Consider the following 25194-nt stretch of genomic DNA (forward strand, 5'->3'; position numbering starts at 1 on the left):
ACCGGCGTCCGGAGAGGCGAGGGCGTGCCGCGGGCGTGGGCGTTCAGCCCAGGGGATGGGCCGCGAGCAGATCCCCCAGTGCCTCCTCGTGCGCCGCCGCCGGTCCGAGCGACAGCTCAAGCTGCTTGGCCCAGGCGTGGTACCGGTGCAGCGGGTAGTCGACGTCGGCGCCGAACCCCCCGTGCAGATGCTGCGCGGTCTGCACGACCCGTCGTACCCCTTCCGACGCCCAGATCTTGGCGACGGCCACGTCCCCGGACGCCGGAAGCGCACCCCCCGCCCCCGTACTGATCCGCCACGCGGCCTGCCACAGCGTCGCCTCCATCGCCCGCAGGTCGATATAGCGGTCCGCGGCCTGCACGGCGACGGCCTGGAACGTGGCGACCGGGAACCCGAACTGCTCCCGCTTGCCCGTGTACGTGCTCGTCATCGAGAGCACCCGCTCACCGAGCCCGAGCGCCAGCGCGCACGTCCCGGTGGCCAACAGCTCTCGCAGCCACTCCCACGCCCCGTCGGCGTCGATGACATCCCGGGCGGTGATCCGCGCGGACTCCAGACGCAGCTCGCCGAGCCGTTCCCCGGTCGTGGAGATCTGCTCGCCGAGGGCGACCCCCTCATGAACCCGGGGTACCAGCGCGAGGACGGTCCGGCCCTCGCCCGTGTGCGCGGGTACGACGGTGAAGTCGGCGTTCTCCGCCCACGGAACCGCCGTCTGCACTCCGTCCAGCACCCACGCGTCACCGTCCCGCCGTGCGGTCACGGCGAGTTCGGCCGGGTCGTGCCCGGTCCGCCCGTTCGCCGCGACGGTCAGCACGACCTCGCCCCGGCCCGCCCGCGCGAGCAGCTCCGCCTTCAACTCCTCACCGCCGTACGCCTGCACGGCCACCGCCGCCGCACTGCTCTCCAGCAACGGCACCCGCGCCAGCACCTTCGCCGCCTCGCGCAGCACCAGGCACAGCGCGATCGCGTCCAGGCCCGCCCCGCCGTACTCCGCGGCGAGCAACAGACTCAGCAGATCCGCATCGGCGAGCTTCGTCCACAGGGCCCGGTCGAAGTCGTCGGCGACGGCGCCCGCGGTGATCGCGGGGCTGGGCACTGCGTCGGGCGCGACCCCGCCGAACACCGCCCTCGCCGCCTCGACCGCCGCCTGCTGCTCCTCGGTGAAGGTGAAGTCCACGTCCCTGTCCTCCCACGCACCGATCCACCGACCCGGCGGACACCAGATCTGACGGAGCGTCAAGATAGAGCAGGTTCTACAAGAAGGGAACGGTCCGGCCGCGGAAGGGCTGTCCCCTCGGCAGACCGAACGTTCGGTTTTTCTCCACGTGGAGAGGCGGGCGCCGTAGGGTGTCCACCGCTGTGGATAACCTCAGGGTCGCTGTTGTGTCGCTGTTGTGCCCGCTGGGCCGAATGGGGCTGTGCCGGGGGGTCCGGGCTGAGTACCGTTCCCGTGCGCACGCCGCGGTGTGGTGCGCGCGGGCGCCACGGTGCCGCGCGGTCCGGCGGCGGGAATCGGACCGGGATCGGGAATCGGGGCAGAATGGACGCGTACGACGAGGGCTCGAAGGCCCGGCATCTGCCGGACGGCCCTGACGGCTCCCTGCCCGAGGGCCCCGCCTCCGCCGGTTCCACCCCCGACAGCACCGCCTGCGCGGACCAGGAATCCGTCGGCCAGGAATCCGTCGGCCAGGAATCCGTTCCGCAGCACCACGATTCCCGGGCGCCCGCTGCTCAGGCCCCCGGTCCCCAGGCCCCCGCCGCCGATCCCCCCGTCCCCGTCCCCACCCCCACCGGCATAGCCTCCCTCCCCCTCCGCTCCCAGATCGTCGCCGCGCTCGCCCTCGCGGTCGTCGCGGTTGTCGCCTGTGTGCACCTCGGCATGGTGTTCCTGCACGTCGCGCCCTCGAACACGGTCACCAAGCAGCACGGCCGGGCGATCGACGACTGGATCTACCCGGAGTTCGAGCAGAACTGGAAGCTCTTCGCCCCCAACCCGCTGCAGCAGAACATCGACATCCAGGTCCGTGCGCAGGTCCGCGGCGCGGACGGTGGCATCACCGAGACCGGCTGGTACGACCTGTCCGCACTGGACGGCGCGGCGATCGACGGCAATCTGCTGCCGAGCCACACCCAGCAGAACGAACTGCGCCGGGCCTGGGACTTCTACACCGGCACGCACGACAACGACAACCACCCGGTGGGTCTGCGCGGCGACCTCTCCCAGCGCTATCTGCGCCGGATCGTCGTGCTGCGTCTCGACCGTGAGGGGGCCGGCGGCAGGGGCGCCGTCATCGAAAGCGTCCAGGTCCGGTCCCGTACCACCGACGTGCCGCCCCCGAAATGGAGCGAGGAGCAGGTGTCCGACACGCCCGTCCTGCGCGAGCTGCCCTGGTGGACCGTTCCCGAGGAGGACGTCACGGACGCGCGGACGGAGGCGAGCGCCGGATGAACCGCATCGCAGTGTCGATCTCGCGCGGTATCGCCCGGGTCACCGACGCCGCCCTCGGCCCGTACCAGACGGCCGTGATCCGCATCGGCTTCGCCGCCACCTGGCTGCTGTTCCTGCTGCGCGAGTTCCCGCACCGCCAGGAGATGTACGGCCCCGACGGACCGTGGAAGTGGGACCTCGCCCAGCGGCTCGTCGCGGACAACCACGCCTTCACGATCCTGATGTGGTCCGACAGCCAGGTGTGGTTCGAGACCGTCTACACCTTGGCCGTCGTCTCCGCTCTCCTGCTGCTGGTGGGCTGGCGGACCCGGACGATGTCCGTGCTCTTCATGGTCGGCGTGCTCTCGCTGCAGAACCGCAGCATCTTCATGGGGGACGGCGGCGACAACGTCATCCACCTCATGGCGATCTATCTGGTGTTCACGCGCTGTGGACAGGTGTGGTCGCTGGACGCCCGGCGGGCCCGGCTCGCGCGGGAGGCACGCGCGCGGGGGGACCTCCCACGGGCCGGGACCCAGGACCGGGTCGGTCTCGTCCTGTGGGCGGCGCTCGGTCTGCTGCTGGCCGCGGCGACGGGCGCGGGGCGGCTCAGCCCCGGCTGGCTGGCGATCTTCTGGGGGCTGTGGGCGGTCCAGGCGCTGTGGTGGGCCGTCGGCCGCCTGGCGCGCACCGCGGAGCCTCGGATCCTGCTCGACAGCATCGCGAACGCCGTGCACAACGCGGCCCTGCTCGTGATCATGGCCGAGGCGTGTCTGATCTACGCGACCGCCGGCTGGTACAAGATCCAGGGCTCGCGCTGGCAGGACGGCACGGCCGTCTACTACCCGCTCCACCTGGACTACTTCTCCCCCTGGCCCGCCCTGTCCGACCTGCTGGCCTCACACGGCACGATCGTGATGCTGGTGACCTACGGGACGGTCGCGGTGCAGGTCGCCTTCCCCTTCACCCTGATCAACCGGCGCGTCAAGAACGTCCTGCTGGCCGCCATGATGACCGAGCACGCCGTGATCGCCGTGGTCCTCGGGCTGCCCTTCTTCTCGCTCGCGATGATCGCCGCCGACGCGGTGTTCCTGCCGACGTCGTTCCTGCGGCGCCTCGGCGGAGGGGCGGCACGCGCGCGTGGACGACTGTTTCCGCCCGGCGCCCGCAAGCTGCCGGGCCAGCGCGCTCAGGGGCCGCGCGCCCCGGAGCCGGCCGAGGACCCGCACGTAGGCTTCACCGCATGAAGGACCCCGCAAGCGACCCCACGGACCGTGCGCAGGACCCGGTGGGCGACCGCCGGCAGGACCGGGACCCCGTGAGCGTCTGGCACCGCCTCGCCGACACCTCCGTCCTGCTCGACGGCTTCCACGCCCTCAAGCACGCCGTGCGCTTCCGGGCCGAGGTCCTGGTGGCGGTCACCAGCGACCGGCAGGCGGCGCTCGCCCTCACCGACGAGCTGGCCCCGGACGTAGGCGACACCCTGGACGCCCTCCTGGTGGAGGTCCCGGAGGCCACGTACCGCTCCCTCGTCCCGCGTCCGCACCCGACCGCGGTGGCCGCGTTGGCGGTACGTCCCTCCCGCGAGGCCAATCTGCGGGCGCTGGCCCGCACACCGCGCACCGCCCCCGTGGTCGTCCTCGACCATCCGCGCAACCTCGGGAACGCCGGCGCCGTGATCCGTCTCGCGGCCGGCTTCGGCGCGACCGGCGTCGTCACCACGGGCACCCTCGACCCCTGGCACCCCACGGTGGTGCGGGGCGGGGCGGGCCTGCACTTCGCGACCGCCGTGGAGCGGCTGACGGTGGCCGAGCTGCCGTCCGGGCCGGTGTTCGCCCTCGACCCGGACGGCGAGGACATCCGGGGGCTGAGACTCCCGGACGACGCCGTGCTCGCCTTCGGCTCCGAGCGCAGCGGCCTCTCCGCCGACCTGCGCGCGCGTGCCGACCACTTGGTGTCGCTCCCGATGCGCCCCCAGGTCTCCAGCTACAACCTGGCGACGAGCGTGGCCATGACCCTGTTCCACTGGAGCGCCCCGCAAGGGGGCTAGGGGGTGTCCGGCGGATCACGCCGCGGACGCGGGGCCCGGGACCTGTCCGGCGGATCAGGTCCTAGCGCCGCACCTCCACCACCCGGAAGCGGTTGGCCACGAACCCGCCGTCGCACAGCGCGGCGTTCGCCGCCGGGTTGCCGCCCGACCCGTGGAAGTCCGAGAACGCGGCCGTCTGGTTGACGTACACGCCGCCCGTCAGATTCAGGGACAGCTGGGCACACTCCTCCAGACAGGCCTCCCGCACGGCCTCCTCGACGCCCTCGTCGGTGGTGTACGCCCCGACGGTCATCGCCCCCTTCTCCCGGACGGTCCGCCGCAGTAGCTCCACCGCGTCCTCTGCCGAGTCGACCGCGACCGCGAAGGACACCGGTCCGAAGCACTCGTTCATGTAGGCGGCCTCGTCGTCGGCACCCTCCCAGTACTTCCGGGCACCGTCGAGCTTGACGATCACCGGTGTGCGGACGACCGCGTCAGGGAACTCCGGGTTGCCGACCTCACGCGACGCGAGGGCGACCTCGCCGAGCCCTGCCGCGGCCTCCAGACGCGCCTTGACGTCCGGGTTCACGATCGCTCCCAGCAGCCCGTTGGCACGCGCGTCGTCCCCGAGGAGTCCGTCGACCGACCGGGCGAGGTCGGCGACCACCTCGTCGTACGACTTGGTGCCCTCCTCGGTGCGGATGCCGTCGCGGGGGATGAGGAGGTTCTGCGGGGTCGTGCACATCTGGCCGCTGTACAGGGACAAGGAGAAGGCCAGGTTGGACAGCATCCCCTTGTAGTCGTCGGTCGACTCCACGATCACCGTGTTGACGCCGGCCTTCTCCGTGTAGACCTGCGCCTGGCGGGCGTGGGTCTCCAGCCAGTCACCGAACGCCGTCGACCCGGTGTAGTCGATGATCCGGATCTCGGGGCGCACGGCCAGGGTCTTGGCGATGCCCTCCCCGGGCCGCTCGGCGGCCAGCGCCACCAGGTTCGGGTCGAAGCCCGCCGCGGCGAGCACCTCGCGCGCGACCTGCACGGTGAGCGCGAGCGGCAGCACCGCGCGCGGGTGCGGCTTGACGAGCACGGCGTTACCGGTGGCCAGGGAGGCGAAGAGGCCCGGATAGCCGTTCCACGTCGGGAAGGTGTTGCAGCCGATCATCAGCGCGATGCCGCGCGGCACCGGCGTGAACTGCTTGGTCATCGCGAGCGGGTCGCGCTTGCCCTGGGGCTTGGTCCACTCCGCGGTGTCGGGGGTGCGGACCTGCTCGACGTACGCGTACGCCACCGCTTCCAGGCCGCGGTCCTGCGCGTGCGGACCGCCCGCCTGGAACGCCATCATGAAGGCCTGGCCGCTGGTGTGCATGACCGCGTGCGCGAACTCGTGCGTGCGGTCGGCGATCCGCTTGAGGATCTCCAGACAGATCATCGCGCGCATCTCCGCGCCCGCGTCGCGCCAGGCCCGCTGTCCGGCCCGCATGGCGGGCAGCAGCACGTCGACGTCCGCGTGCGGGTAGGTGACGCCCAGCTCGATGCCGTACGGGGAGATCTCGCCGCCCACCCAGTCGTCGGTGCCGGGCTGGCCGAGGTCGAGGCGGCTGCCGAGGAGGGCGTCGAAGGCGGCCTTGCCCTCGGCCATGCTCAGGCTGCCGTTCTCCCCGTAGGCCTTCGGGTGCTCGGGGTGCGGGGACCAGTACGCGCGCGTGCGGATCGCTTCCAGCGCCTGGTCGAGGGTGGGCCGGTGCTGGGCGGTCAGCTCGTGCGCGGTCAGTTCGGCGGCCATGCGGGACCATCTCCTCGTCTCAAGAACTCTTCGCTGAGCTCATGACCTGGGCAGAAATAGCCGGACAGAGTTAGAGTAACCGAACGATCGGTCGGGACAAGGGGGTCCGCCGCATCTGTGGAAAACCCCGTGCGGGAGGATCGCGCACATGACAGCACTCGACCTCAGCAGCCCCGTGGCCGTCGTCGGCACCGGCACCATGGGCCAGGGCATCGCCCAGGTCGCGCTCGTCGCGGGTCACCCCGTGCGGCTCTACGACACGGTTCCCGGGCGTGCCGACGCGGCGGCCGAAGCGATCGGCGCGCGCCTCGACCGGCTCGTCGAGAAGGACCGGCTCGCCGCCGCCGACCGGGACGCGGCACGCGCCCGGCTGCACCCCGCGCACAGTCTCGCCGAGCTGGCGGACTGCGCGCTCGTCGTCGAGGCGGTGCTCGAACAACTCGAGGCGAAACAGCAGCTGTTCCGCGAGCTCGAGGACATCGTCGAGCACGACTGTCTGCTCGCCACCAACACCTCCTCGCTGTCCGTCACGGCCATCGGCGGCGCCCTGCGCAACCCCGGCCGGCTGGTCGGACTGCACTTCTTCAACCCGGCGCCGCTGCTGCCGCTGGTGGAGGTCGTCTCCGGGTACGCGAGCGACTTCTCGTCGGCCACGCGCGCGTACGAGACGGCACGCGCCTGGGGCAAGACGCCGGTCGCCTGCGCCGACACCCCCGGCTTCATCGTCAACCGCATCGCCAGGCCCTTCTACGCCGAGGCCTTCGCGGTGTACGAGGCGCAGGCCGCCGACCCCGCGACGATCGACGCCGTCCTGCGCGAGTCCGGCGGCTTCCGGATGGGGGCCTTCGAACTGACCGACCTGATCGGCCAGGACGTCAACGAGTCCGTGACGCACTCCGTGTGGCAGTCCTTCTTCCAGGACGTGCGCTTCACGCCCTCGCTCGCCCAGCGGCGGCTCGTCGAGTCCGGCCGGCTCGGCCGCAAGACGGGGCGCGGCTGGTACGACCACGGGGCCGACGCCGAGCGTCCGGAGCCGCACACCGCGGAGAAGGCGCAGGCACCCGCGTACGTCGTCGCCGAGGGTGATCTGGGTCCGGCCTCCGAACTGCTCACGCTGATCCGCGAGGCGGGCATCCAGGTCCGCGACGACGAGGAGGACCACGGGACCCGCCTGGTGCTGCCCAGCGGCGGCCAGCTGGTCCTCGCCGACGGCCAGACGTCGGTCGAGTTCCGCGACGTCGTCTACTTCGACCTGGCGCTCGACTACCGCCGGGCGACCAGGATCGCCCTCTCCGCCTCCCAGGACACCGCCCCGCAGACCCTCTCCGAGGCCGTCGGCCTGTTCCAGGCGCTGGGCAAGGCCGTCAGCGTCATCGGGGACGCACCCGGCATGATCGTCGCCCGGACCGTGGCGAGGATCGTCGACCTGGCGCACGACGCCGTCGCCAAGGGCGTCGCCACCGAGGAGGACATCGACACCGCGATGCGGCTCGGGGTCAACTACCCACTGGGCCCCTTCGAATGGAGCCGCAGGCTCGGCCGGAGCTGGGCCTGCTCCCTTCTGGACGACCTGCACCAGCGCGATCCCTCCGGGCGTTACGCGCCCTCTCTCGCGCTCTACCGCCACGCGTACGCCACCGAGAAGCGCGAGGGAACCTCATGACCACCGCCAAGCGCGACACGTACACCCCGGAGAGCCTGCTCTCCGTCGCCGTCCAGGTCTTCAACGAGCGCGGCTACGACGGCACCTCCATGGAGCACCTCTCCAAGGCGGCCGGCATCTCGAAGTCGTCGATATACCACCACGTCACGGGCAAGGAGGAGCTGCTGCGCCGCGCCGTGTGCCGGGCCCTGGACGGCCTCTTCGGCATCCTCGACGAAGAGCACGCGCGCGTGGGGCGTGCGGTGGAGCGCCTGGAGTACGTCGTCCGGCGCATGGTCGAGGTACTCACCGCGGAACTTCCGTACGTGACCCTGCTGCTGCGCGTGCGCGGCAACACGGACACCGAGCGCTGGGCCCTGGAGCGGCGCCGCGAGTTCGACCACCAGGTGGCCGAACTCCTGAAGGCCGCGGCCGCCGACGGGGACGTGCGCGGCGACATCGAGGTCCGCCTCGCGACCCGCCTGGTCTTCGGAATGATCAACTCACTCGTCGAGTGGTACCGCCCCGACAGTCGAGGCATGGGCGAACGCGAGGTCGCCGACGCGGTGGCGCAACTGGTCTTCAGCGGCCTCAGAGAGGAACGCTGACTCTCCGCCCCGACCACCCACCCGCGTCCCGGCCCCGACCCCAGGCCAAGCCCCTGCACCCGCACCCTGAGGCTTCCGGCCTCAAGCCGCAGGTCCAGGACCGCCCCGGCGCAGGTCCCACGTCTCCCGCGGCCCCGTCACCCCTCCGGCTCCAGGTCCTCCTCCTCGAAGACCAGGAGTGTGCGGGTGCTGAGGACCTCGGGGATGGCCTGGAGGCGGGTGAGGACCAGTTCGCGGAGGGCTCTGTTGTCGGGGGTGTGCACCAGGAGCAGGACATCGAAGTCGCCGCCCACCAGGGCGATGTGGGAGGCGCCGGGCAGCACCCTGAGCTGCTCACGGACCGTGCGCCAGGAGTTCTGCACGATCTTGAGGGTGATGTACGCGGACGTGCCCTGCCCGGCGCGTTCGTGGTCGACGCGCGCCCCGAAGCCGCGGATCACACCGTCCTCGATGAGCCGGTTGATCCGCGCGTAGGCGTTGGCGCGGGACACATGGACCCGTTCGGCCACGGAGCGTATCGAGGCGCGGCCGTCCGCCTGGAGCATCTGCAGGATGTCCTGATCGATGGCGTCGAGCGGACGGGCGGGCGGCGGGACGGGGCCGGCCTCCGGCGGCTCGGCCATTTGTTCAGGTGCCATGTCCCCCCGCCTCCCTACCATGGACGTACTGCGTCCATCTCAGGCTGTGCAGAACCGTTTGTCCACAGCCTGGCGGTGCCTGTAGCCAAAATGTGCCGACGACCGAACAATCGGTAGGTGAGGCGCCTCACAGCCGTGCAGCGCCCAAGCCGCTCCCACGAGGAGGTGCCGTCATGACGGTCATGGAGCAGCGAGGCGCTTACCGGCCCACGCCGCCGCCCGCCTGGCAGCCCCGCACCGACCCCGCGCCGCTGCTGCCCGACGCGCTGCCCCACCGCGTCCTCGGCACCGAAGCCGCCGCGCAGGTCGACCCGGGCCTGCTGCGCCGTCTGTACGCGGAGCTGGTGCGCGGTCGTCGCTACAACGCGCAGGCCACCGCCCTCACCAAGCAGGGCCGCCTCGCCGTCTACCCGTCCAGCACCGGCCAGGAGGCCTGCGAGGTCGCCGCCGCACTCGTCCTCGAGGAGCGCGACTGGCTCTTCCCGAGCTACCGCGACACCCTCGCCGCCGTCGCCCGCGGCCTCGACCCCGTGCAGGCCCTCACCCTCCTGCGCGGCGACTGGCACACCGGCTACGACCCCCACGAGCACCGCATCGCACCCCTGTGCACCCCCCTCGCCACCCAGCTCCCGCACGCCGTGGGCCTCGCGCACGCCGCCCGCCTCAAGGGCGACGACGTGGTCGCGCTCGCCCTGGTCGGCGACGGCGGCACCAGCGAGGGCGACTTCCACGAGGCGCTGAACTTCGCGGCGGTCTGGCAGGCCCCGGTCGTCTTCCTCGTCCAGAACAACGGCTTCGCCATCTCCGTCCCGCTCGCCAAGCAGACCGCCGCTCCCTCCCTGGCCCACAAGGCCGTGGGCTACGGAATGCCCGGCCGACTGGTCGACGGCAACGACGCGGCGGCCGTGCACGAGGTCCTGAGCGACGCCGTGCGCCACGCGCGCGCCGGGGGCGGTCCGACGCTGGTCGAGGCGGTGACGTACCGCATGGAAGCCCACACGAACGCCGACGACGCCACCCGCTACCGCGGCGACTCCGAGGTCGAGACCTGGCGGGCACACGACCCGATCGCCCTCCTGGAGCACGAGTTGACCGAGCGCGGCCTGCTCGACGACGACGGCATACGGGAGGCCCGCGAGGCCGCCGAGATCATGGCCGCCGACCTGCGCGCCCGCATGAACCAGGACCCGGTGCTCGACCCCATGGACCTCTTCGCCCACGTGTATGCCGAGCCCACGCCACAACTGCGCGAGCAGGAGGCGCTGTTGCGCGCGGAGCTCGCGGCCGAGGCCGAGTCGGAGGGTACGGCCCGATGACCACCGTCGCGCTCAAACCCGCCACCATGGCGCAGGCCCTGACCCGCGCGCTCCGCGACGCCATGGCCGCCGACCCGACCGTCCACGTCATGGGCGAGGACGTCGGCACCCTGGGCGGCGTCTTCCGTGTCACCGACGGGCTCGCCAAGGAGTTCGGCGAGGACCGCTGCACGGACACCCCGCTCGCCGAGGCGGGCATCCTGGGGACGGCCGTCGGCATGGCCATGTACGGGCTCAGGCCGGTCGTGGAGATGCAGTTCGACGCGTTCGCCTACCCGGCGTTCGAGCAGCTGATCTCGCACGTGGCACGGATGCGCAACCGCACCCGCGGTGCCATGCCGCTCCCGATCACCATCCGGGTCCCGTACGGCGGCGGCATCGGCGGCGTCGAGCACCACAGCGACTCCTCCGAGGCGTACTACATGGCGACTCCGGGACTCCATGTCGTCACGCCCGCGACCGTCGCCGACGCCTACGGGCTGCTGCGCGCCGCCATCGCCTCCGACGACCCGGTCGTCTTCCTGGAGCCCAAGCGCCTGTACTGGTCGAAGGACTCCTGGAACCCCGACGAGCCGACGGCCGTCGACCCGATCGGCCGCGCGGTGGTGCGACGCCCGGGGCGCAGCGCCACGCTCATCACGTACGGGCCGTCCGTGCCCGTCTGCCTGGAGGCCGCCGAGGCGGCGCGGGCCGAGGGCTGGGACCTCGAAGTCGTCGACCTGCGCTCGCTCGTGCCCTTCGACGACGAGACCGTGGCGGCATCGGTGCGGCGGACCGGACGCGCCGTCGTCGTGCACGAGGCCGGTGGATACGGCGGCCCGGGCGGCGAGATCGCGGCCCGCGTCACCGAGCGCTGCTTCCACCACCTGGAGGCGCCGGTGCTGCGCGTCGCCGGATTCGACATCCCGTACCCGCCGCCGATGCTGGAGCGGCACCACCTGCCCGGCGTCGACCGGATCCTGGACGCCGTGGGGCGCCTGCAATGGGAGGCGGACAGCTGATGGCCCAGGTGCTCGAGTTCAAGCTCCCCGACCTCGGTGAGGGACTCACCGAGGCGGAGATCGTCCGCTGGCTGGTGGAGGTCGGCGACGTCGTCGCCGTCGACCAGCCCGTCGTCGAGGTCGAAACGGCCAAGGCGATGGTCGAGGTGCCCTGCCCCTACGGAGGCGTGGTCACCGCACGCTTCGGCGAGGAGGGCACGGAACTGCCCGTGGGCTCCCCCCTGTTGACCGTCGCGGTCGGCGCGTCGTCCTCCGGAGAAGAGACCGAGGGCTCCGGCAACGTGCTGGTGGGGTACGGCACCGGGGCGCCGCCGGCGCGACGCAGAAGGGTACGGCCGCCCGCGGGGTCAACCACACCGCCCGGGGCGCACACGCAGACCCCGCCGGCGCACCACTCCGCCACCGACGGCCACCCGGGCGCTCCGGCGCGCGATCCCAGGCCTGCCCGCGAGCACATCGCGGCGGCGGTACGCGCCGACGGCCCCGTACCGGTGATCTCCCCGCTCGTCCGCAGGCTCGCCCGGGAGAACGGCCTGGACCTGCGGACCCTGGTGGGATCCGGCCCCGACGGGCTGATCCTGCGGTCGGACGTGGAGCACGCGTTGCGCTCGGCCGGCACCCCGGCCCGGCAGCCGGGAACCCCGCTCGCCCCGCACACCCCCGAACCCACCCCCGTGGCCCCCGCACCTGCCACGGCCGGCACCCGCATCCCCCTCCGCGGCATCCGCGGCACGGTCGCCGACAAGCTCTCCCGCAGCCGTCGCGAGATCCCCGACGCGACCTGCTGGGTGGACGCCGACGCGACGGAACTCCTGCACGCGCGCAGGGCGATGAACGCCACCGGCGGTCCCAAGATCTCCCTGCTGGCGCTGCTCGCCCGCATCTGCACCGCCGCACTGGCCCGCTACCCGGAGCTCAACTCCACGGTCGACACCGAAGCCCGCGAGATCGTCCGCCTCGACCACATCCACCTGGGCTTCGCGGCACAGACCGAGCGCGGTCTCGTCGTCCCCGTCGTCCGGGACGCCCACACGCGCGACGCGGAATCGCTGAGCGCGGAGTTCGCCCGGCTGACCGAGGCCGCACGCACCGGCACGCTGACACCCGCGCAACTCACGGGGGGCACCTTCACGTTGAACAACTACGGAGTGTTCGGCGTCGACGGCTCCACACCGATCATCAACCATCCCGAGGCCGCCATGCTCGGCGTCGGCCGGATCGTCCCCAAGCCCTGGGTGCACGAGGGCGAGCTGGCCGTGCGCCAGGTCGTCCAGCTCTCGCTCACCTTCGACCACCGGGTGTGCGACGGCGGCACGGCGGGCGGCTTCCTGCGCCATGTGGCGGACTGCGTCGAACAGCCGGCGGTGCTCCTGCGTTCCCTGTGATCGCGGCGGCACGCATACTCGGGGGATGACCGCGTACGAGCCACCGGGCACCCCCGGCCCCGCCGCCCCGTACGACGCCGTCGTCCTCGCGGGCGGCGCCGCCCGCCGGCTCGGGGGAGCGGACAAGCCCGGTCTGCGCGTGGGCGGGCGCCCGCTGCTCGACCGGGTGCTCGCCGCCTGCGCCACCGCCACCACCACGGTGGTCGTCGCCGAGCCCAGACAGACCGCGCGCCCCGTGGAGTGGGCGCGCGAGGAGCCGCCCGGCGGGGGGCCGCTCGCCGCGCTCGACGCCGGCCTGCGGCACGTTTCGGCGGAACACGTCGTGGTGCTCTCCGCCGACCTGCCGTTCCTGGACGAGGCGACGGTACGGCGCCTGCTGGGCGCCCTGCGGACGGGCGACGCCCTCCAGGGTCCGGCGCGACCCGACGGCGTGCTGCTCACCGACCCCGACGGCCGCGACCAGCCGCTCGTGGCCGCCTACCGCGCGGACGCCCTGCGCCGGGAGCTGGCCGCGCTCGCCGTCGCCCACGGCGGAGTCACCGGGCTGCCGCTGCGGCGGCTCACCGCCGCGCTCGACCTCACCCGCATCTCCGACCCCGTCGCGTCCTTCGACTGCGACACCTGGGACGACATTGCCGCCGCCCGGGCCCGCATCAGGGAGCATGGGAACGTGTTGGATGAATGGATTTCCGCTGTCAAGGACGAGCTGGGCATCGACCTGGACGTCGACACCGGTGCCCTGCTCGACGTGGCCCGCGACGCCGCGCACAGTGTGGCCCGGCCCGCGGCGCCGTTGACGACGTTCCTCGTGGGGTACGCCGCCGCACAGGCCGGGGGAGGTCCCGAGGCCGTCGCGGAGGCATCCCGCAAGGCCACGGCGCTCGCGCTCCGCTGGGCGGCCGAGGACACCCCCGACGCCAAGCCGACCCCCGACGCCGGATGAACGCGCCCCGCGCCCGGCCCCTCGGTCAGGACGCCGACGACCTCGACGTGGAGGAGGCCCTGGCCTTGGTCAAGGACCCCCGAGGCACGTCCGACCCCCGGCACGGCCACGGCACCCCCGCGGTCCCCGCGCCCACCTCGGAGGGCGAGAGCCGCGCCCACGCCCCCGACGGCGCCAAGGGCAAGGGCGACGGACACAGGGCCACTCCCTGGCCCCAGGCCCGTACGACCGCCGAGCGGGCCGCCCGTTCCGTGCCGCGGCGCGCTCCCGTCTCCGTGTCCCTGGACGCGGCCCTCGGTCTGGTCCTCGCCGCCCCGCTCGCCGCGCTCACCGACCTCCCCTCCTTCGACACCTCCGCGATGGACGGCTATGCGGTGGCCGGACCCGGCCCCTGGGACCTCCGCGAGGAGCGGGTACTCGCGGGCCACGCGAAGCCGGAGCCGCTCATCGACGGCGAGGCGATGCGGATCGCCACCGGCGCGCGCATCCCGCAGGACGCCACCGCCGTGCTGCGCAGCGAGCACGGGCGCCTCGACGACAAGGGGCGGCTGCACGCGGCCCGGGAGACCGTGCACGGGCAGGACATCCGGCCGCGTGGCCAGGAGTGCCGCAGCGGCGACCAGCTCCTGCCGGCCGGCGCCCTGGTCACCCCCGCCGTGCTGGGCCTCGCCGCGGCCGCCGGATACGACACCCTCACCGTGATTCCCCGCCCTCGCGCCGAAGTCCTCGTCCTCGGTGACGAATTGCTCACCGAGGGGCTCCCCCAGGAGGGCCTGATCCGGGACGCGCTCGGGCCGATGCTGCCGCCCTGGCTGCGCTCGCTCGGTGCCGAGGTCCTCGCGGTACGCAGGCTGGGCGACGACGCCAAGGCCCTGCACAAGGCGATCACCCGCTCCGACGCCGACCTGATCGTCACGACCGGGGGCACCGCCTCGGGCCCCGTCGACCACGTCCACCCCACCCTGAGCCGTATCGGCGCCCAACTTCTCGTGGACGGCGTCGAGGTCCGCCCGGGTCACCCCATGATCCTGGCCCGCACCAAGGAGAACCAGCACCTCGTCGGTCTGCCCGGCAACCCCCTGGCGGCCGTCTCCGGCCTGCTGACGCTCGCCGAGCCCCTCCTGCGCGTCCTGGCAGGTCGGTCGGCCCCGGAGCCGTACATGCTGCCTCTCGGGGACGCGGTCCACGGGCACCCGTACGACACCCGGCTCATCCCCGTCGTGGTGCGTGCCGACCGGGCCGTGCCCCTGCACTACAACGGTCCGGCCATGCTGCGGGGCATCGCGGCGTCCGACGCCCTCGCGGTCGTACCGCCCGGCGGCGCCCTTCCGGGCCAGGAGCTGGAACTCCTGGATTTGCCCTGGGCGTTGGCCGGTATGGGGAATGCCTGAGATGAGTGGGGGCATGAACCGGACGGTGAACCGGATCGGGGAGTGTTTCACGTGAAACTGCCGGGCCATGATGCGATCGCCCGCCAAGCGGACGAGCATCTCGTGACCCACCGGGTGAAACTCCCGAAGAAAGTAGTGGAACGCCCCATCCGTCAGGTCGTCAAACGCCTGGCGATGGCCTTGTTCGTGCTCGCCGCGACCGCCTTCATCGTCTGGGTCGACCGCGACGGCTACAACGACAACGCGGGTGACGGTGTCGACTTCCTCGACTCCCTCTACTACGCGACCGTCACCCTCTCGACCACCGGATACGGCGACATCACCCCGGTCAGCGACGCCGCCCGACTGACCAACATCTTCGTCATCACGCCGCTGCGCGTGCTGTTCCTGATCATCTTGGTCGGCACCACGCTCGAGGTCCTCACGGAACGCACCCGCGAGGAGTGGCGATTGAACCGCTGGAGGGCGGCTTTGCGCGACCACACCGTCGTTGTCGGGTTCGGGACCAAGGGGCGGTCGGCGGTGCAGACCGTCTGTGCGACCGGGCTGAAGAAGGAGCAGGTCGTGGTCGTCGACCCCAGTGCCAAGGCGGTCGACGCGGCGACGGCCGAGGGGTACGCCGGGGTCATAGGGGACGCGACCCGCAGCGATGTGCTGATGCGGGCCGAGGTCCCCAAGGCGCGGCAGATCATCATCGCGACCCAGCGCGACGACACGGCCGTGCTGGTCACGCTGACCGCACGTCAGCTCAACCGGCAGGCGAAGATCGTCGCCGCGGTGCGTGAGGAGGAGAACGCGCCGCTGCTCAAGCAGTCCGGTGCCGACGCCGTCATCACCAGCGCCAGCGCGGCCGGGCGGCTCCTCGGCCTCTCCGTGCTCAGCCCCAGCGCCGGCATGGTCATGGAAGACCTCATCCAGCAGGGCAGCGGGCTCGACATCGTGGAACGGCCGGTCGTGAAGGCCGAGGTGGGCAAGGGCGTACGCGAGACGGACGATCTGGTGGTCAGCGTCGTACGGGGGCATCGCGTGCTCGGCTACGACGATCCGGCCATCGGGAAGCTCCAGTTGACCGACCGGCTCATCACCATCGTGCGGGTCACGCCCGGCACCCGGGTGACCCCGCACGGCCGACCGCTGCCCCAGAACTGAATCCCCAGAACTGAATCCCCGGACGCCGGATCCCTTGACTCCCGCAGACACCCACCCAGCGCGCGGGGGCCACGCGCCCCCTTTCGTCGTCGTCCGCCGGGCCGAGCGCCGGCAGCGCGCCGCGGACGGTGCCCGCGGGCTTCTCACCGTGGGACAGGGGTAGCGTCAGCTTCATGAAGGCAGTGACGATCACCCAGCCCGGCGGCCCCGAAGTCCTCACCTGGACGGATGTGCCGGATCCCGTTCCCGGTGACGGGGAAGTTCTCGTCGAAGTAGTGGCCAGCGCCGTCAACCGCGCCGATCTGATGCAACGGCAGGGCTTCTACAACCCGCCGCCCGGCGCCTCCCCGTACCCCGGACTCGAATGCTCGGGCCGGATCGTCGAGATCGGCCCCGGAGTCGCCGGATGGGCCGTCGGCGACGAGGTCTGCGCGCTGCTCGCGGGCGGCGGATACGGCGAGAAGGTCGCCGTCCCGGCCGGACAGCTGCTGCCCGTTCCCAAGGGCCTGGACCTCACACGGGCGGCCGCGCTGCCCGAGGTGACCTGCACCGTCTGGTCCAACGTCTTCATGATCTCCCACCTGCGTCCGGGCGAGACCCTGCTCGTGCACGGCGGCTCCAGCGGCATCGGCACCATGGCGATCCAGCTGGCGAAGGCCGTCGGTGCGAAGGTCGCCGTCACGGCCGGTACCAAGGAGAAGCTCGACTTCTGCGCCGAGCTCGGCGCGGACATCCTCATCAACTACCGCGAGCAGGACTTCGTCGAGGAGATCGAGCGGGCCACGGACGGCACGGGCGCCGACGTCATCCTCGACAACATGGGCGCCAAGTACCTCGACCGGAACGTGCGGGCCCTCGCGGTCAACGGACGGCTCGCGATCATCGGTCTGCAGGGCGGTGCCAAGGGTGAGCTGAACATCGGCGCGCTCCTCACGAAGCGAGCCGCGATCAGCGCCACCTCGCTGCGCGCGCGCCCGCTCGCCGAGAAGGCGGCGATCGTCTCGGCCGTGCGCGAGCACGTGTGGCCGCTGATCGCCTCCGGCCACGTGCGGCCGGTCGTCGACCGCGAGCTGGCGATGAGCGAGGCGGCGACGGCCCACCAGGTCCTGGAGGAGAGCGGTCACATCGGCAAGGTCCTCCTCGTGGTCCCCGGCAAGGACTAGAAGAGGGCCGGCAAAGGACCAGGAAGGGACCGTCCTCGGGCGGTCCGCTCAGCCGTGTCGGCGACCCGCTCAGCCGCGTCGCAGGCGCAGGGCGAGGAAGGCGAGACCCAGGCCGAGGCCGATGAGGATCAGCCCTCCGCCGAGGGGCAGGATCTTGAGGACCGGTTGGGGGGCGGTCCCCGGGCCGACCTCGTGGTGCTGGACAGGCACGGCCGCGGGCCGCGACGGCTCGGGGGCGCCGGTCGCCTCCGGACGGTCCGACGCGGCGTCCTCCCCGGCGGGGTCGCGGTCCGTGTACGTCGGCACGGTGTCCTCGCGGCTCCCGCTCCCGTCCTCGTCCCCGTCCGGGGGCTCCTCGCGTCCCGGACGGGGCCGGCCCTCGCCCGCGATGCTCCCCGCCCGGGAGGCGTGGGCGCTCGGAGCGGGATCGGCGGCGTACGACACCGCATACGGGACGGCGCGCGAGACGGCGTACGCGGGGGACACGGCGCCGGTCGTCAGGACGAGCAGCAGTCCGGTCACACGGAGCGCGGTGAGCCGTGGAGTCACGTGGGTGACCCCCTCCCGGTGAGGAGTCCCATGATCAATGGGGTAAGCCTCACATGACACCTTCTTCCCGGCATCTCGACGATCACCTGGACGGTGGATCACGCTGCATGGGGGGCACCACCGTGATGGGGTGGAGGTGTGCGAGAGAATGGCGGCATGGAGATGCCGAGGAACGAAAGGTCGCCGGAGAACCCCCAGATCCTGGTCGTGGGCCAGGACGGGATGGCTCTCGGCGGCACCGGTGACGAGGACTCCCGCGAGGTCCCGGTGACAGAGATGGTCGAACAGCCCGCCAAGGTCATGCGTATCGGGAGCATGATCAAGCAACTTCTCGAAGAAGTGCGCGCCGCACCTCTGGACGAGGCGAGCCGGGTCAGGCTCAAGGAGATCCACGCCAGTTCCGTGAAGGAGCTGGAGGACGGCCTGGCGCCCGAACTGGTCGAGGAGCTGGAGCGGCTCTCGCTGCCCTTCACGCACGACGCGACCCCCAGCGACGCCGAGCTGCGCATCGCGCAGGCCCAGCTGGTGGGCTGGCTCGAGGGCCTGTTCCACGGGATCCAGACGACCCTGTTCGCCCAGCAGATGGCGGCCAGGGCCCAGCTGGAGCAGATGCGCCGCGCGCTCCCGCCGGGCGTCGGCGGCCTGGACGGCGACGAGGACCCGCGCGCGGGTGGCCGCTCCGGCGGACCGTACCTGTAGCCCCGGGCGACCCCTTCTCACGAAACGGGCCCGGCACGTGAAGTGCCGGGCCCGTCTTATAGGCGCTTACGCGTGCTATGGGTGCTGGTGAGTGGTACAGGCGCTTACGGGGTGGCGGTTCAGGACGGGTTGCCCGAAGAGACGCTCAGCTCGATCACCGGCACGTTCTTGGGATCGACGTCCTCGTCCGCGGACGGGAACTGGTCCATGATCGTGTCCTGGCCGTAGGTGTTCTCGTCGACGCGCTTGATCTTCATCTGCCAGCCCGCGGCCTGGAAGCAGGACTTCACGGACGTCAGGTTCTTGTACTGGAAGTCCGGGATCTTGATCTTGTTCGGGTCGTTGTACGACTCCTGCGGAGACGTGCACTTCTCCTTGTCGATCGTCTTCGACGTGTCCGGACCCTTGTGCCCCGCGACCACGGACGCCGAGGGGCTGCTGCCGCCGCCTCCCTGGTGGGCGCCGCCGCCGTTGTTGTTCAGCGCGAGGGCGGTGATCAGACCGCCGATCGCGACGAGCGCGACCACGATCGAGCCGACGACGACCGCCTTGTTGCCCTTGCGGCCACCGGAACCGCCCGAGCCGCCCGGAACGGAGGTCCGGGGCTGGGGCGTGAGGTGGTACGGCGGCGGGGTCGACATGCCCTGCTGGGGCGCGTACATCGGGGCCCCCGGCGTCGAGTAGCCCCCCTGCTGCGGATACCCGTACGCCTGGGACGGCGCGGGCGGCGGGGTCGGTGCCCCGTAGGGATGGGGCTGGTACGGCGTCTGTACGGGACCCGGGGCGGGCATCGCCTGGTCGACGGGCGGGAAGACGGCCGAGCCGACGCCCGCGCCGCTCGACGTCCTGGCCCCCGGCACGATGCTCGGCGCGGCGGCCTGCAGCGACTGGGACACCCGCAGACACTCGTCGCGCATGGTCTCGGCGCTCGGGAAACGCTCGTTCGGGTTCTTCTTCAGCGCGCGGGCGATCAGCGCGTCCACCGCCGGGGGCAGCGAGCGGTTGATCGAGGAGGGCGTGACCGGCTCCTCCTGGACATGCGCGTACGCGATGGCCAGCGGCGAGTCGGCCTCGAACGGCAGCCGCCCGGTGACCAGTTGGAACAGCATGATGCCGACGGAGTAGAGGTCGGACCGGGCGTCCACGCCCCGGCCGAGCGCCTGCTCCGGGGAGAGGTACTGCGGGGTGCCGACGACCATGCCGGTCTGCGTCATCGAGGTGACGCCGGACTGCATGGCGCGGGCGATGCCGAAGTCCATGACCTTGACGACGTTGCGCTTCGTCATCATCACGTTGCCCGGCTTGATGTCCCGGTGGACCAGGCCCATCTCGTGGCTGATCTCCAGGGCCGCCAGCACGTCCGCGGTGATCTTCAGGGCCTTGTCGGCGGGCATGGCGCCGTACTGCGCGATGTCCTGGTCGAGCACGGAGCCGAGCGGGCGGCCCTCGACGTACTCCATGACGATGTACGGCGTCGTCATGCCGCCCAGTTCGTCCTCGCCGGTGTCGAAGACCGAGACGATGTTCGTGTGCGTGAGTTTGGCCACCGCCTGGGCCTCGCGGCGGAAGCGCTCGCGGAAGGCCTGCTCGCGGCCGAGCTCGGTGTGCAGTGTCTTGATCGCGACCTGGCGGTCGAGCACCGAGTCGTAGGCGAGGTGCACCGAGGCCATGCCGCCTTCGCCGAGCAGATCACGCAGCTGGTAGCGGCCGCCGGCGACCGCGCGCCCCGCGTACCGGCCCTGTGCGCCGTCCTGGCTCATGTTCTGCGTCCCCCATTGGCGCGGATTTGTTCTGCCTGTGCTGCGAGCTGTCCTGCACGCGCTCCGCGCGGTCGTGCGGTGATCCGCGCGGCGAACTGCGCTGTGATCCGTACCGAGTCCGTTCGAGTCCGTGCTGTGATCGATCTGTGTCTCAGTGATCGATTGGCTGATTCCCGGCCAAGTCTGCCGTAGGGCACTGACACGTCAAGCGCGGTGCCCGTTCCGTGACCGTCTGCGAAAGAAGCGTCGCGGAAGCGTTACAGGTGCCGTACGGGCGGTACACAGAATTTGCACGCCGGGACCCTGGACGGGTTTCATGGCCGGTCCATCTCACTTCCATCTCGGGCCGGAGCCTTGCGCGAAGCCTGTAGCGTGGCCCGACGGAGACCGTAACAACCACCGCGCAGACCGCGGGCAGAAACGACGGCGAGGACTGATGGCACAGCAGCAGCGCGCTCAGGGCCCGTCCGACCCCGAGGCGACTGGCGGCGGTATGTCAGATGCGCCGGAGATGTGGGGTAACGGCGGACTTGTGGGGGACGGCCGATACCGGCTGACTCACAGACTAGGCCGGGGCGGCATGGCCGAGGTGTTTGCGGCCGAGGACGTGCGCCTCGGGCGCACCGTCGCGGTCAAACTGCTCCGCTCCGACCTGGCCGAGGACCCGGTGTCCAAGGCCCGCTTCACGCGTGAGGCGCAGTCGGTGGCCGGACTCAACCACCACGCCGTCGTCGCCGTGTACGACTCGGGTGAGGACGTCGTCGGCCACGCGACCGTGCCGTACATCGTGATGGAGCTCGTCGAGGGCCGCACGATCCGCGACCTGCTGATCAACGCCGAGGCCCCCGGGCCCGAGCAGGCGCTGATCATCGTGTCGGGTGTCCTGGAGGCGCTCGCCTACTCGCACCAGCACGGCATCGTGCACCGCGACATCAAGCCGGCGAACGTGATCATCACGAACACCGGTGCGGTGAAGGTGATGGACTTCGGCATCGCGCGCGCCCTGCACGGCGCGCAGTCGACGATGACCCAGACCGGCATGGTCATGGGCACACCGCAGTACCTCTCCCCGGAGCAGGCCCTCGGCAAGGCCGTCGACCACCGCTCCGACCTGTACGCGACCGGCTGTCTGCTGTACGAACTGCTCGCGCTGCGGCCCCCGTTCACCGGCGAGACGCCGCTGTCGGTGGTCTACCAGCACGTCCAGGACATCCCGGTGCCCCCCTCCGAGGTGGCGCAGGGCGCGCCGCCGGAGCTCGACGGGCTCGTCATGCGCTCCCTCGCGAAGGAGCCGGACGACCGGTTCCAGACCGCCGAGGAGATGCGCGGCCTTGTCCAGTACGGGCTGCAGATGCTGTACGACCAGGGCGGGCACACCGGCACCTGGAACACCGGCCCGGTCGCCATGCACGAGGGGTTCCACACCCCGGCATCCGGCTTCGCGGGTACGACCGCGCTGCCGCACCCCGGTGAGTCCGGCACCACGCAGATCCCGGCGTCGATCATCCCGCCGTACGGCAACGGCGGGGACGACGGCGGCTTCGAGGGGCACGGCAACCGCGGCAGCGGCCGAGGCAAGCTGTGGATCCTCGCGGTCCTCGCGGTGATCGCGATCGCGGCGGGCGTCGCGCTCGCGCTCCACAAGACCGGTGGCGGTGGGAGCGGCGGGAGCGGTACGACCCACTCGCCGACCGCCACGTCGTCCGCCAAGGACAACCAGCCCAGCGCGAGTCCCAGCGACAGCCCCACGGACACCGCGACGGACAACTCCACGGACAACAGCACCAGCTCGGGCGGCGGTTCGAACTACACGCCTTCGTACACGCCGTCCCCGAGCCACAGCAGCCAGCCCTCGGACCAGCCGTCGAACACGGCCACGGACACGACGCCGACGGACACGACGCCTTCGGACCCGGCGACCCAGAGCCAGGACCCGACGACGCCGGTCGATCCGACGGCCGGCGCCGACGCCGGCGGCAGCCTGGGCGGCTCGACGGGCCCTTGAACGACACCGACGGAAACGTCCTCCACGCGCGCGTGAAGCCCGAAACGGGCGCCACGCGCGCGTGGTGTTTCCTGCCCCCGGTCGCGGTGTTCGCGCCCCGGCCGCTGCGTCTCCCCCGACCGATGTCGGCGATCAGCCCGCGAACGCCTCGCACACCGTGTCGTACTCCCTCGTCCACCACACCGCCAGCGCCGAGGCCGCCGGGAACTGGGGATCGGCGCGGGTGTCGCCGCGCTCGTAGTGCCAGCGCAGCATCCAGAAGTCGTTGAGACGTTCCCACCACACCCGGTGCACCGCGGCGGCCAGCTCGGCGGGGCCGGCGCCCGCAGTACGTCGGTACGCGCGCGCGTAGGCCCGCACCTTGGCCAGGTCCAGCGCGCCGACGGGACGTACGAAGAAGATCACCGCGGCGCGTACGGCCTCCTCGGCGCGGGGATGGACGCCCAGCCGGTCCCAGTCGACGATCGCGGCCGGTTCGCCGTCGCGGTAGAGCAGGTTGAAGGGGTGGAAGTCGCCGTGCACCCAGCCCACCGAGCCGCCCTGCGGGGGCCGTCGGTCGGCATGCCGCTCCAGAAGGGCGCGCCGCTCCAGGAGCCGGTGCCGGGCCAGCTCGTCGAAGGCGTCGTGCGGGCGGTGGCGGCGTACCCGGGCGAGCAGGCGGTCGATGAGTGCGAAGGTGTCCGCGGGGTCGGCCCCCCGGGCCGGATCCACCCCTTCCGCCGCCGCTGAGCCGCCCGCGCCGGCCCTCGCCGAGCCTTCCGTCGCCCCGGTGGCGTCGGTCGGTCTCGCCGGGGTGCGGCCCTGCGTCGGCATCACCCGCTCCAGGCTCGCGTGGACGACGCCCAGGAGCGCCCCCAGCCGTGCGCACTGCTGCGTGGTGAGCTGGCCGCCGTGCCGGTGCCGGCCGTCGATCCAGGGGTGCAGCGCGTACGCGTGGCCCCCGATGACGGCGACGGTGCGCCCGTCGGTGCCGGTCAGCGGCGGGGCGACGGGGACACCGAGGTCCGCGAGACGCTGGGTCGCCCGGTGCTGGCGGGCGATCGCGGCCGGGTCGGCGGTCTCGGGGTCGAAATGGTGCTTGAGGAAGTAGCGGCCGCGGGTGGTGCGCAGCCGGTAGCCGCGGTTGAGCAGCCCCTGTTCGACGGGGTCGCAGGTCAGCGCGGACCCGGCGGCGTACTGGCGGAGGAGGGCGCCCAGAGGGGGCGCGTGAGACACCGGGGGTGGTGCGGATAAGCGCGGCACGCGCCAGATGCTAGGGCACGAGCCGGGCCCCTGACCTCGCGTTTGTCACAGACAGTCATCTTTGATCACGAGGCAGTCACAGGGTGCGCCGGAACTGGCGTTCCATGGCATCGTCCGCGGAATGGACGGTGGAGAACTGGGGCTCGATGCTCAGATGGACCGGGTCGAAGGGCTCGCCGTCCATGAACCGTGGCGCGGGTCCGAACAACGCGCGGTGGGACGCGGTCGGCTCCACGGCCTCGCACCGGCCCACGATCTGTACGGACCAGACGCTCTCGCCGGGTCCTGCCGAAGCCAGGTTGTCGGTGCCGTAGGCGACGACGCTCCCGAGGCAGGCCCGGTGGTAGCCGCAGCCTCGGTGCAGGCGCAACAGGACGCGGCCGTCCACCACGGCGTGGCGGGCGAGGGCGAGGAAGGGCATGGCGCGCAGGCTGGCGGCCAACCGGCCGTGGTCGGTACGGCCGAGGAGTTCCACGGCGAGCTCTTCGTCGTTGGGCATGCCCCCAATTTCCGACACCTTGAAGGTCCCGGAAAAGAGGCACCCGCCCCTTGGAGAGGGGGCCAAAGGTCCCGAAATGCGAGGAGGGAAGTATCGGCGGGGCCCCACTGACTGACCCGTGTTCTTCGGCGCCGCACACTCAGTGGTGCCGCACTCAGTGGTGCTGCTTCTCCGCCTGGAGGCGTGCCACGTAGGCGGCGGCCTGGGAACGCCGTTCCATGCCCAGTTTGGACAGCAGGCTCGACACGTAATTCTTGATCGTCTTTTCGGCGAGATGCAGCCGCTCGCCGATCACGCGGTTGGTGAGCCCCTCGCCGATCAGGTCGAGGACCTTGCGCTCCTGCTCGGTGAGATGCCCGAGCTTGTCGTCGTTCCTGGCGTCGCCCCCGTGCCGCAGCCGCTTCAGGACCTGGGCGGTGGCCACGGGGTCGAGCAGCGACTTGCCGGCCGCGACAGCGCGTACGGCCGAGAGCAGTTCGGCGCCGCGGATCGCTTTCAGCACATAGCCCGACGCGCCCGCCATGATCGCGTCGAAAAGTGCCTCGTCGTCGGCGAAGGAGGTCAGCATCAGGCACTTGATGTCCTCGTTCCGCGACCGGATCTCGCGGCAGACCTCCACTCCGCTGCCGTCCGGGAGCCGTACGTCCAGGACCGCGACGTCAGGGGCCGCGGCCGGGATCCGCGCCAGCGCGTCGGCCGCCGTGCCGGCCTCGCCGACGACCTCGATGTCGTCCTCGCCCGCAAGCAACTCATGGACACCGCGGCGTACCACTTCGTGATCGTCGAGGAGAAATACGGTAATTTTTCCGCTTTCGGGCACAAAGTCAGTGTCACACACCACCCTTGGCCCTGCCGGGGGTGAACTCTTCCCGTGCCTGGGGTGACCGGGATAACGTGCCCGTGTTCCGGCCCCCTGCGAGGCTGTGACCAGTGCTGTGACCAGCGACTGTTCCCGACCTGCGTG

General features: G+C 71.8%; 22 protein-coding genes. 14 read left to right on the forward strand and 8 right to left on the reverse strand.

What is annotated here, in order from left to right:
• Positions 1–43: 43 nt before the first annotated feature.
• Complete coding sequence (locus AAFF41_RS25145) at positions 44–1177, reverse strand: acyl-CoA dehydrogenase family protein (RefSeq protein WP_319753762.1); 1134 nt, start codon at positions 1175–1177, stop codon at positions 44–46.
• Between the two features lie 363 nt (positions 1178–1540).
• Between AAFF41_RS25145 and AAFF41_RS25150 the strand changes: the two genes are divergently transcribed.
• From AAFF41_RS25150 to AAFF41_RS25160, 3 genes are read left to right on the forward strand one after another with little or no spacing between them, the layout of a single operon-like run.
• Positions 1541–2449 (forward strand): DUF5819 family protein, encoded by a 909-nt coding sequence (locus AAFF41_RS25150; RefSeq protein WP_343324659.1) that lies wholly within the window; start codon positions 1541–1543, stop codon positions 2447–2449.
• A complete protein-coding gene (locus tag AAFF41_RS25155) occupies positions 2446–3675 on the forward strand; it encodes an HTTM domain-containing protein (RefSeq protein ID WP_319753764.1) in 1230 nt (409 codons plus the stop codon). The genes AAFF41_RS25150 and AAFF41_RS25155 overlap by 4 nt, the downstream gene beginning before the upstream one ends.
• Positions 3672–4478, forward strand: coding sequence for a TrmH family RNA methyltransferase (locus AAFF41_RS25160; RefSeq protein ID WP_343324660.1), 807 nt, complete (start codon positions 3672–3674; stop codon positions 4476–4478). Before AAFF41_RS25155 ends, AAFF41_RS25160 begins: the two co-directional genes overlap by 4 nt.
• Before the next feature lie 61 nt (positions 4479–4539).
• Here the strand turns inward: AAFF41_RS25160 and paaN are convergent, their stop codons facing one another.
• Positions 4540–6240 (reverse strand): phenylacetic acid degradation protein PaaN, encoded by a 1701-nt coding sequence (gene paaN / locus AAFF41_RS25165; protein ID WP_343324661.1) that lies wholly within the window; start codon positions 6238–6240, stop codon positions 4540–4542.
• Positions 6241–6388: 148 nt separating this feature from the next.
• Between paaN and AAFF41_RS25170 the strand changes: the two genes are divergently transcribed.
• Both AAFF41_RS25170 and AAFF41_RS25175 read left to right on the forward strand, forming a co-directional pair.
• The gene (locus AAFF41_RS25170; RefSeq protein ID WP_319752667.1) at positions 6389–7903 is read left to right on the forward strand and encodes a 3-hydroxyacyl-CoA dehydrogenase; all 1515 of its coding nucleotides are present in this window, start codon (positions 6389–6391) and stop codon (positions 7901–7903) included.
• Positions 7900–8490 (forward strand): TetR/AcrR family transcriptional regulator, encoded by a 591-nt coding sequence (locus AAFF41_RS25175; protein ID WP_054234203.1) that lies wholly within the window; start codon positions 7900–7902, stop codon positions 8488–8490. The genes AAFF41_RS25170 and AAFF41_RS25175 overlap by 4 nt, the downstream gene beginning before the upstream one ends.
• A gap of 137 nt (positions 8491–8627) precedes the next feature.
• Here AAFF41_RS25175 and AAFF41_RS25180 read toward each other — a convergent pair whose 3' ends face one another.
• Positions 8628–9128 (reverse strand): Lrp/AsnC family transcriptional regulator, encoded by a 501-nt coding sequence (locus AAFF41_RS25180; RefSeq protein ID WP_373558965.1) that lies wholly within the window; start codon positions 9126–9128, stop codon positions 8628–8630.
• Between the two features lie 173 nt (positions 9129–9301).
• Here AAFF41_RS25180 and pdhA point away from each other — a divergent pair, with 173 nt between their 5' ends.
• The 7 genes from pdhA to AAFF41_RS25215 all read left to right on the forward strand — a co-directional run bounded on the left by pdhA (position 9302) and on the right by AAFF41_RS25215 (position 17476).
• Entirely contained in the window at positions 9302–10444 is a 1143-nt protein-coding gene (gene pdhA, locus AAFF41_RS25185) for a pyruvate dehydrogenase (acetyl-transferring) E1 component subunit alpha (RefSeq protein ID WP_054234201.1), read from the forward strand.
• The gene (locus AAFF41_RS25190) at positions 10441–11445 is read left to right on the forward strand and encodes an alpha-ketoacid dehydrogenase subunit beta (protein ID WP_054234200.1); all 1005 of its coding nucleotides are present in this window, start codon (positions 10441–10443) and stop codon (positions 11443–11445) included. Before pdhA ends, AAFF41_RS25190 begins: the two co-directional genes overlap by 4 nt.
• Positions 11445–12830, forward strand: a complete 1386-nt coding sequence (locus tag AAFF41_RS25195) for a dihydrolipoamide acetyltransferase family protein (protein ID WP_319752666.1) — start codon at positions 11445–11447, stop codon at positions 12828–12830. Before AAFF41_RS25190 ends, AAFF41_RS25195 begins: the two co-directional genes overlap by 1 nt.
• A 25-nt stretch (positions 12831–12855) precedes the next feature.
• Complete coding sequence (locus AAFF41_RS25200) at positions 12856–13773, forward strand: NTP transferase domain-containing protein (protein ID WP_319752665.1); 918 nt, start codon at positions 12856–12858, stop codon at positions 13771–13773.
• Positions 13770–15164: a molybdopterin molybdotransferase MoeA gene (locus AAFF41_RS25205; protein WP_319752664.1), complete on the forward strand. Its 1395-nt coding sequence runs from the start codon at positions 13770–13772 to the stop codon at positions 15162–15164. Before AAFF41_RS25200 ends, AAFF41_RS25205 begins: the two co-directional genes overlap by 4 nt.
• A 51-nt stretch (positions 15165–15215) precedes the next feature.
• Positions 15216–16313: a potassium channel family protein gene (locus AAFF41_RS25210; protein WP_343324662.1), complete on the forward strand. Its 1098-nt coding sequence runs from the start codon at positions 15216–15218 to the stop codon at positions 16311–16313.
• A gap of 173 nt (positions 16314–16486) precedes the next feature.
• Positions 16487–17476, forward strand: a complete 990-nt coding sequence (locus AAFF41_RS25215; RefSeq protein WP_319752662.1) for an NAD(P)H-quinone oxidoreductase — start codon at positions 16487–16489, stop codon at positions 17474–17476.
• Positions 17477–17545: 69 nt separating this feature from the next.
• Here the strand turns inward: AAFF41_RS25215 and AAFF41_RS25220 are convergent, their stop codons facing one another.
• The gene (locus tag AAFF41_RS25220) at positions 17546–18025 is read right to left on the reverse strand and encodes a hypothetical protein (protein ID WP_319752661.1); all 480 of its coding nucleotides are present in this window, start codon (positions 18023–18025) and stop codon (positions 17546–17548) included.
• Between the two features lie 156 nt (positions 18026–18181).
• Between AAFF41_RS25220 and AAFF41_RS25225 the strand changes: the two genes are divergently transcribed.
• On the forward strand, positions 18182–18724 hold the full coding sequence (locus tag AAFF41_RS25225) for a bacterial proteasome activator family protein (RefSeq protein WP_054234194.1): 543 nt from the start codon (positions 18182–18184) through the stop codon (positions 18722–18724).
• Positions 18725–18843: 119 nt separating this feature from the next.
• On the opposite strand, the gene AAFF41_RS25230 is transcribed toward AAFF41_RS25225, so the two are convergent.
• A complete protein-coding gene (locus AAFF41_RS25230) occupies positions 18844–20484 on the reverse strand; it encodes a protein kinase domain-containing protein (RefSeq protein WP_343324663.1) in 1641 nt (546 codons plus the stop codon).
• 436 nt (positions 20485–20920) lie between these two features.
• Between AAFF41_RS25230 and AAFF41_RS25235 the strand changes: the two genes are divergently transcribed.
• Positions 20921–22489 carry a protein kinase domain-containing protein gene (locus AAFF41_RS25235; protein WP_319752659.1) on the forward strand — a complete coding sequence of 523 codons (1569 nt, stop codon included), beginning with the start codon at positions 20921–20923 and terminating at the stop codon, positions 22487–22489.
• A 132-nt stretch (positions 22490–22621) separates the two neighbouring features.
• On the opposite strand, the gene AAFF41_RS25240 is transcribed toward AAFF41_RS25235, so the two are convergent.
• From AAFF41_RS25240 to AAFF41_RS25250, 3 genes are all read right to left on the reverse strand, one after another.
• Complete coding sequence (locus tag AAFF41_RS25240) at positions 22622–23704, reverse strand: phosphotransferase (protein WP_319752672.1); 1083 nt, start codon at positions 23702–23704, stop codon at positions 22622–22624.
• Between the two features lie 103 nt (positions 23705–23807).
• Complete coding sequence (locus AAFF41_RS25245; RefSeq protein WP_319752658.1) at positions 23808–24230, reverse strand: pyridoxamine 5'-phosphate oxidase family protein; 423 nt, start codon at positions 24228–24230, stop codon at positions 23808–23810.
• A gap of 154 nt (positions 24231–24384) precedes the next feature.
• On the reverse strand, positions 24385–25050 hold the full coding sequence (locus tag AAFF41_RS25250; protein WP_343324664.1) for a response regulator: 666 nt from the start codon (positions 25048–25050) through the stop codon (positions 24385–24387).
• Positions 25051–25194: the final 144 nt, after the last annotated feature.

This window comes from Streptomyces mirabilis (assembly GCF_039503195.1).
GTDB lineage: Bacteria > Actinomycetota > Actinomycetes > Streptomycetales > Streptomycetaceae > Streptomyces > Streptomyces mirabilis_D.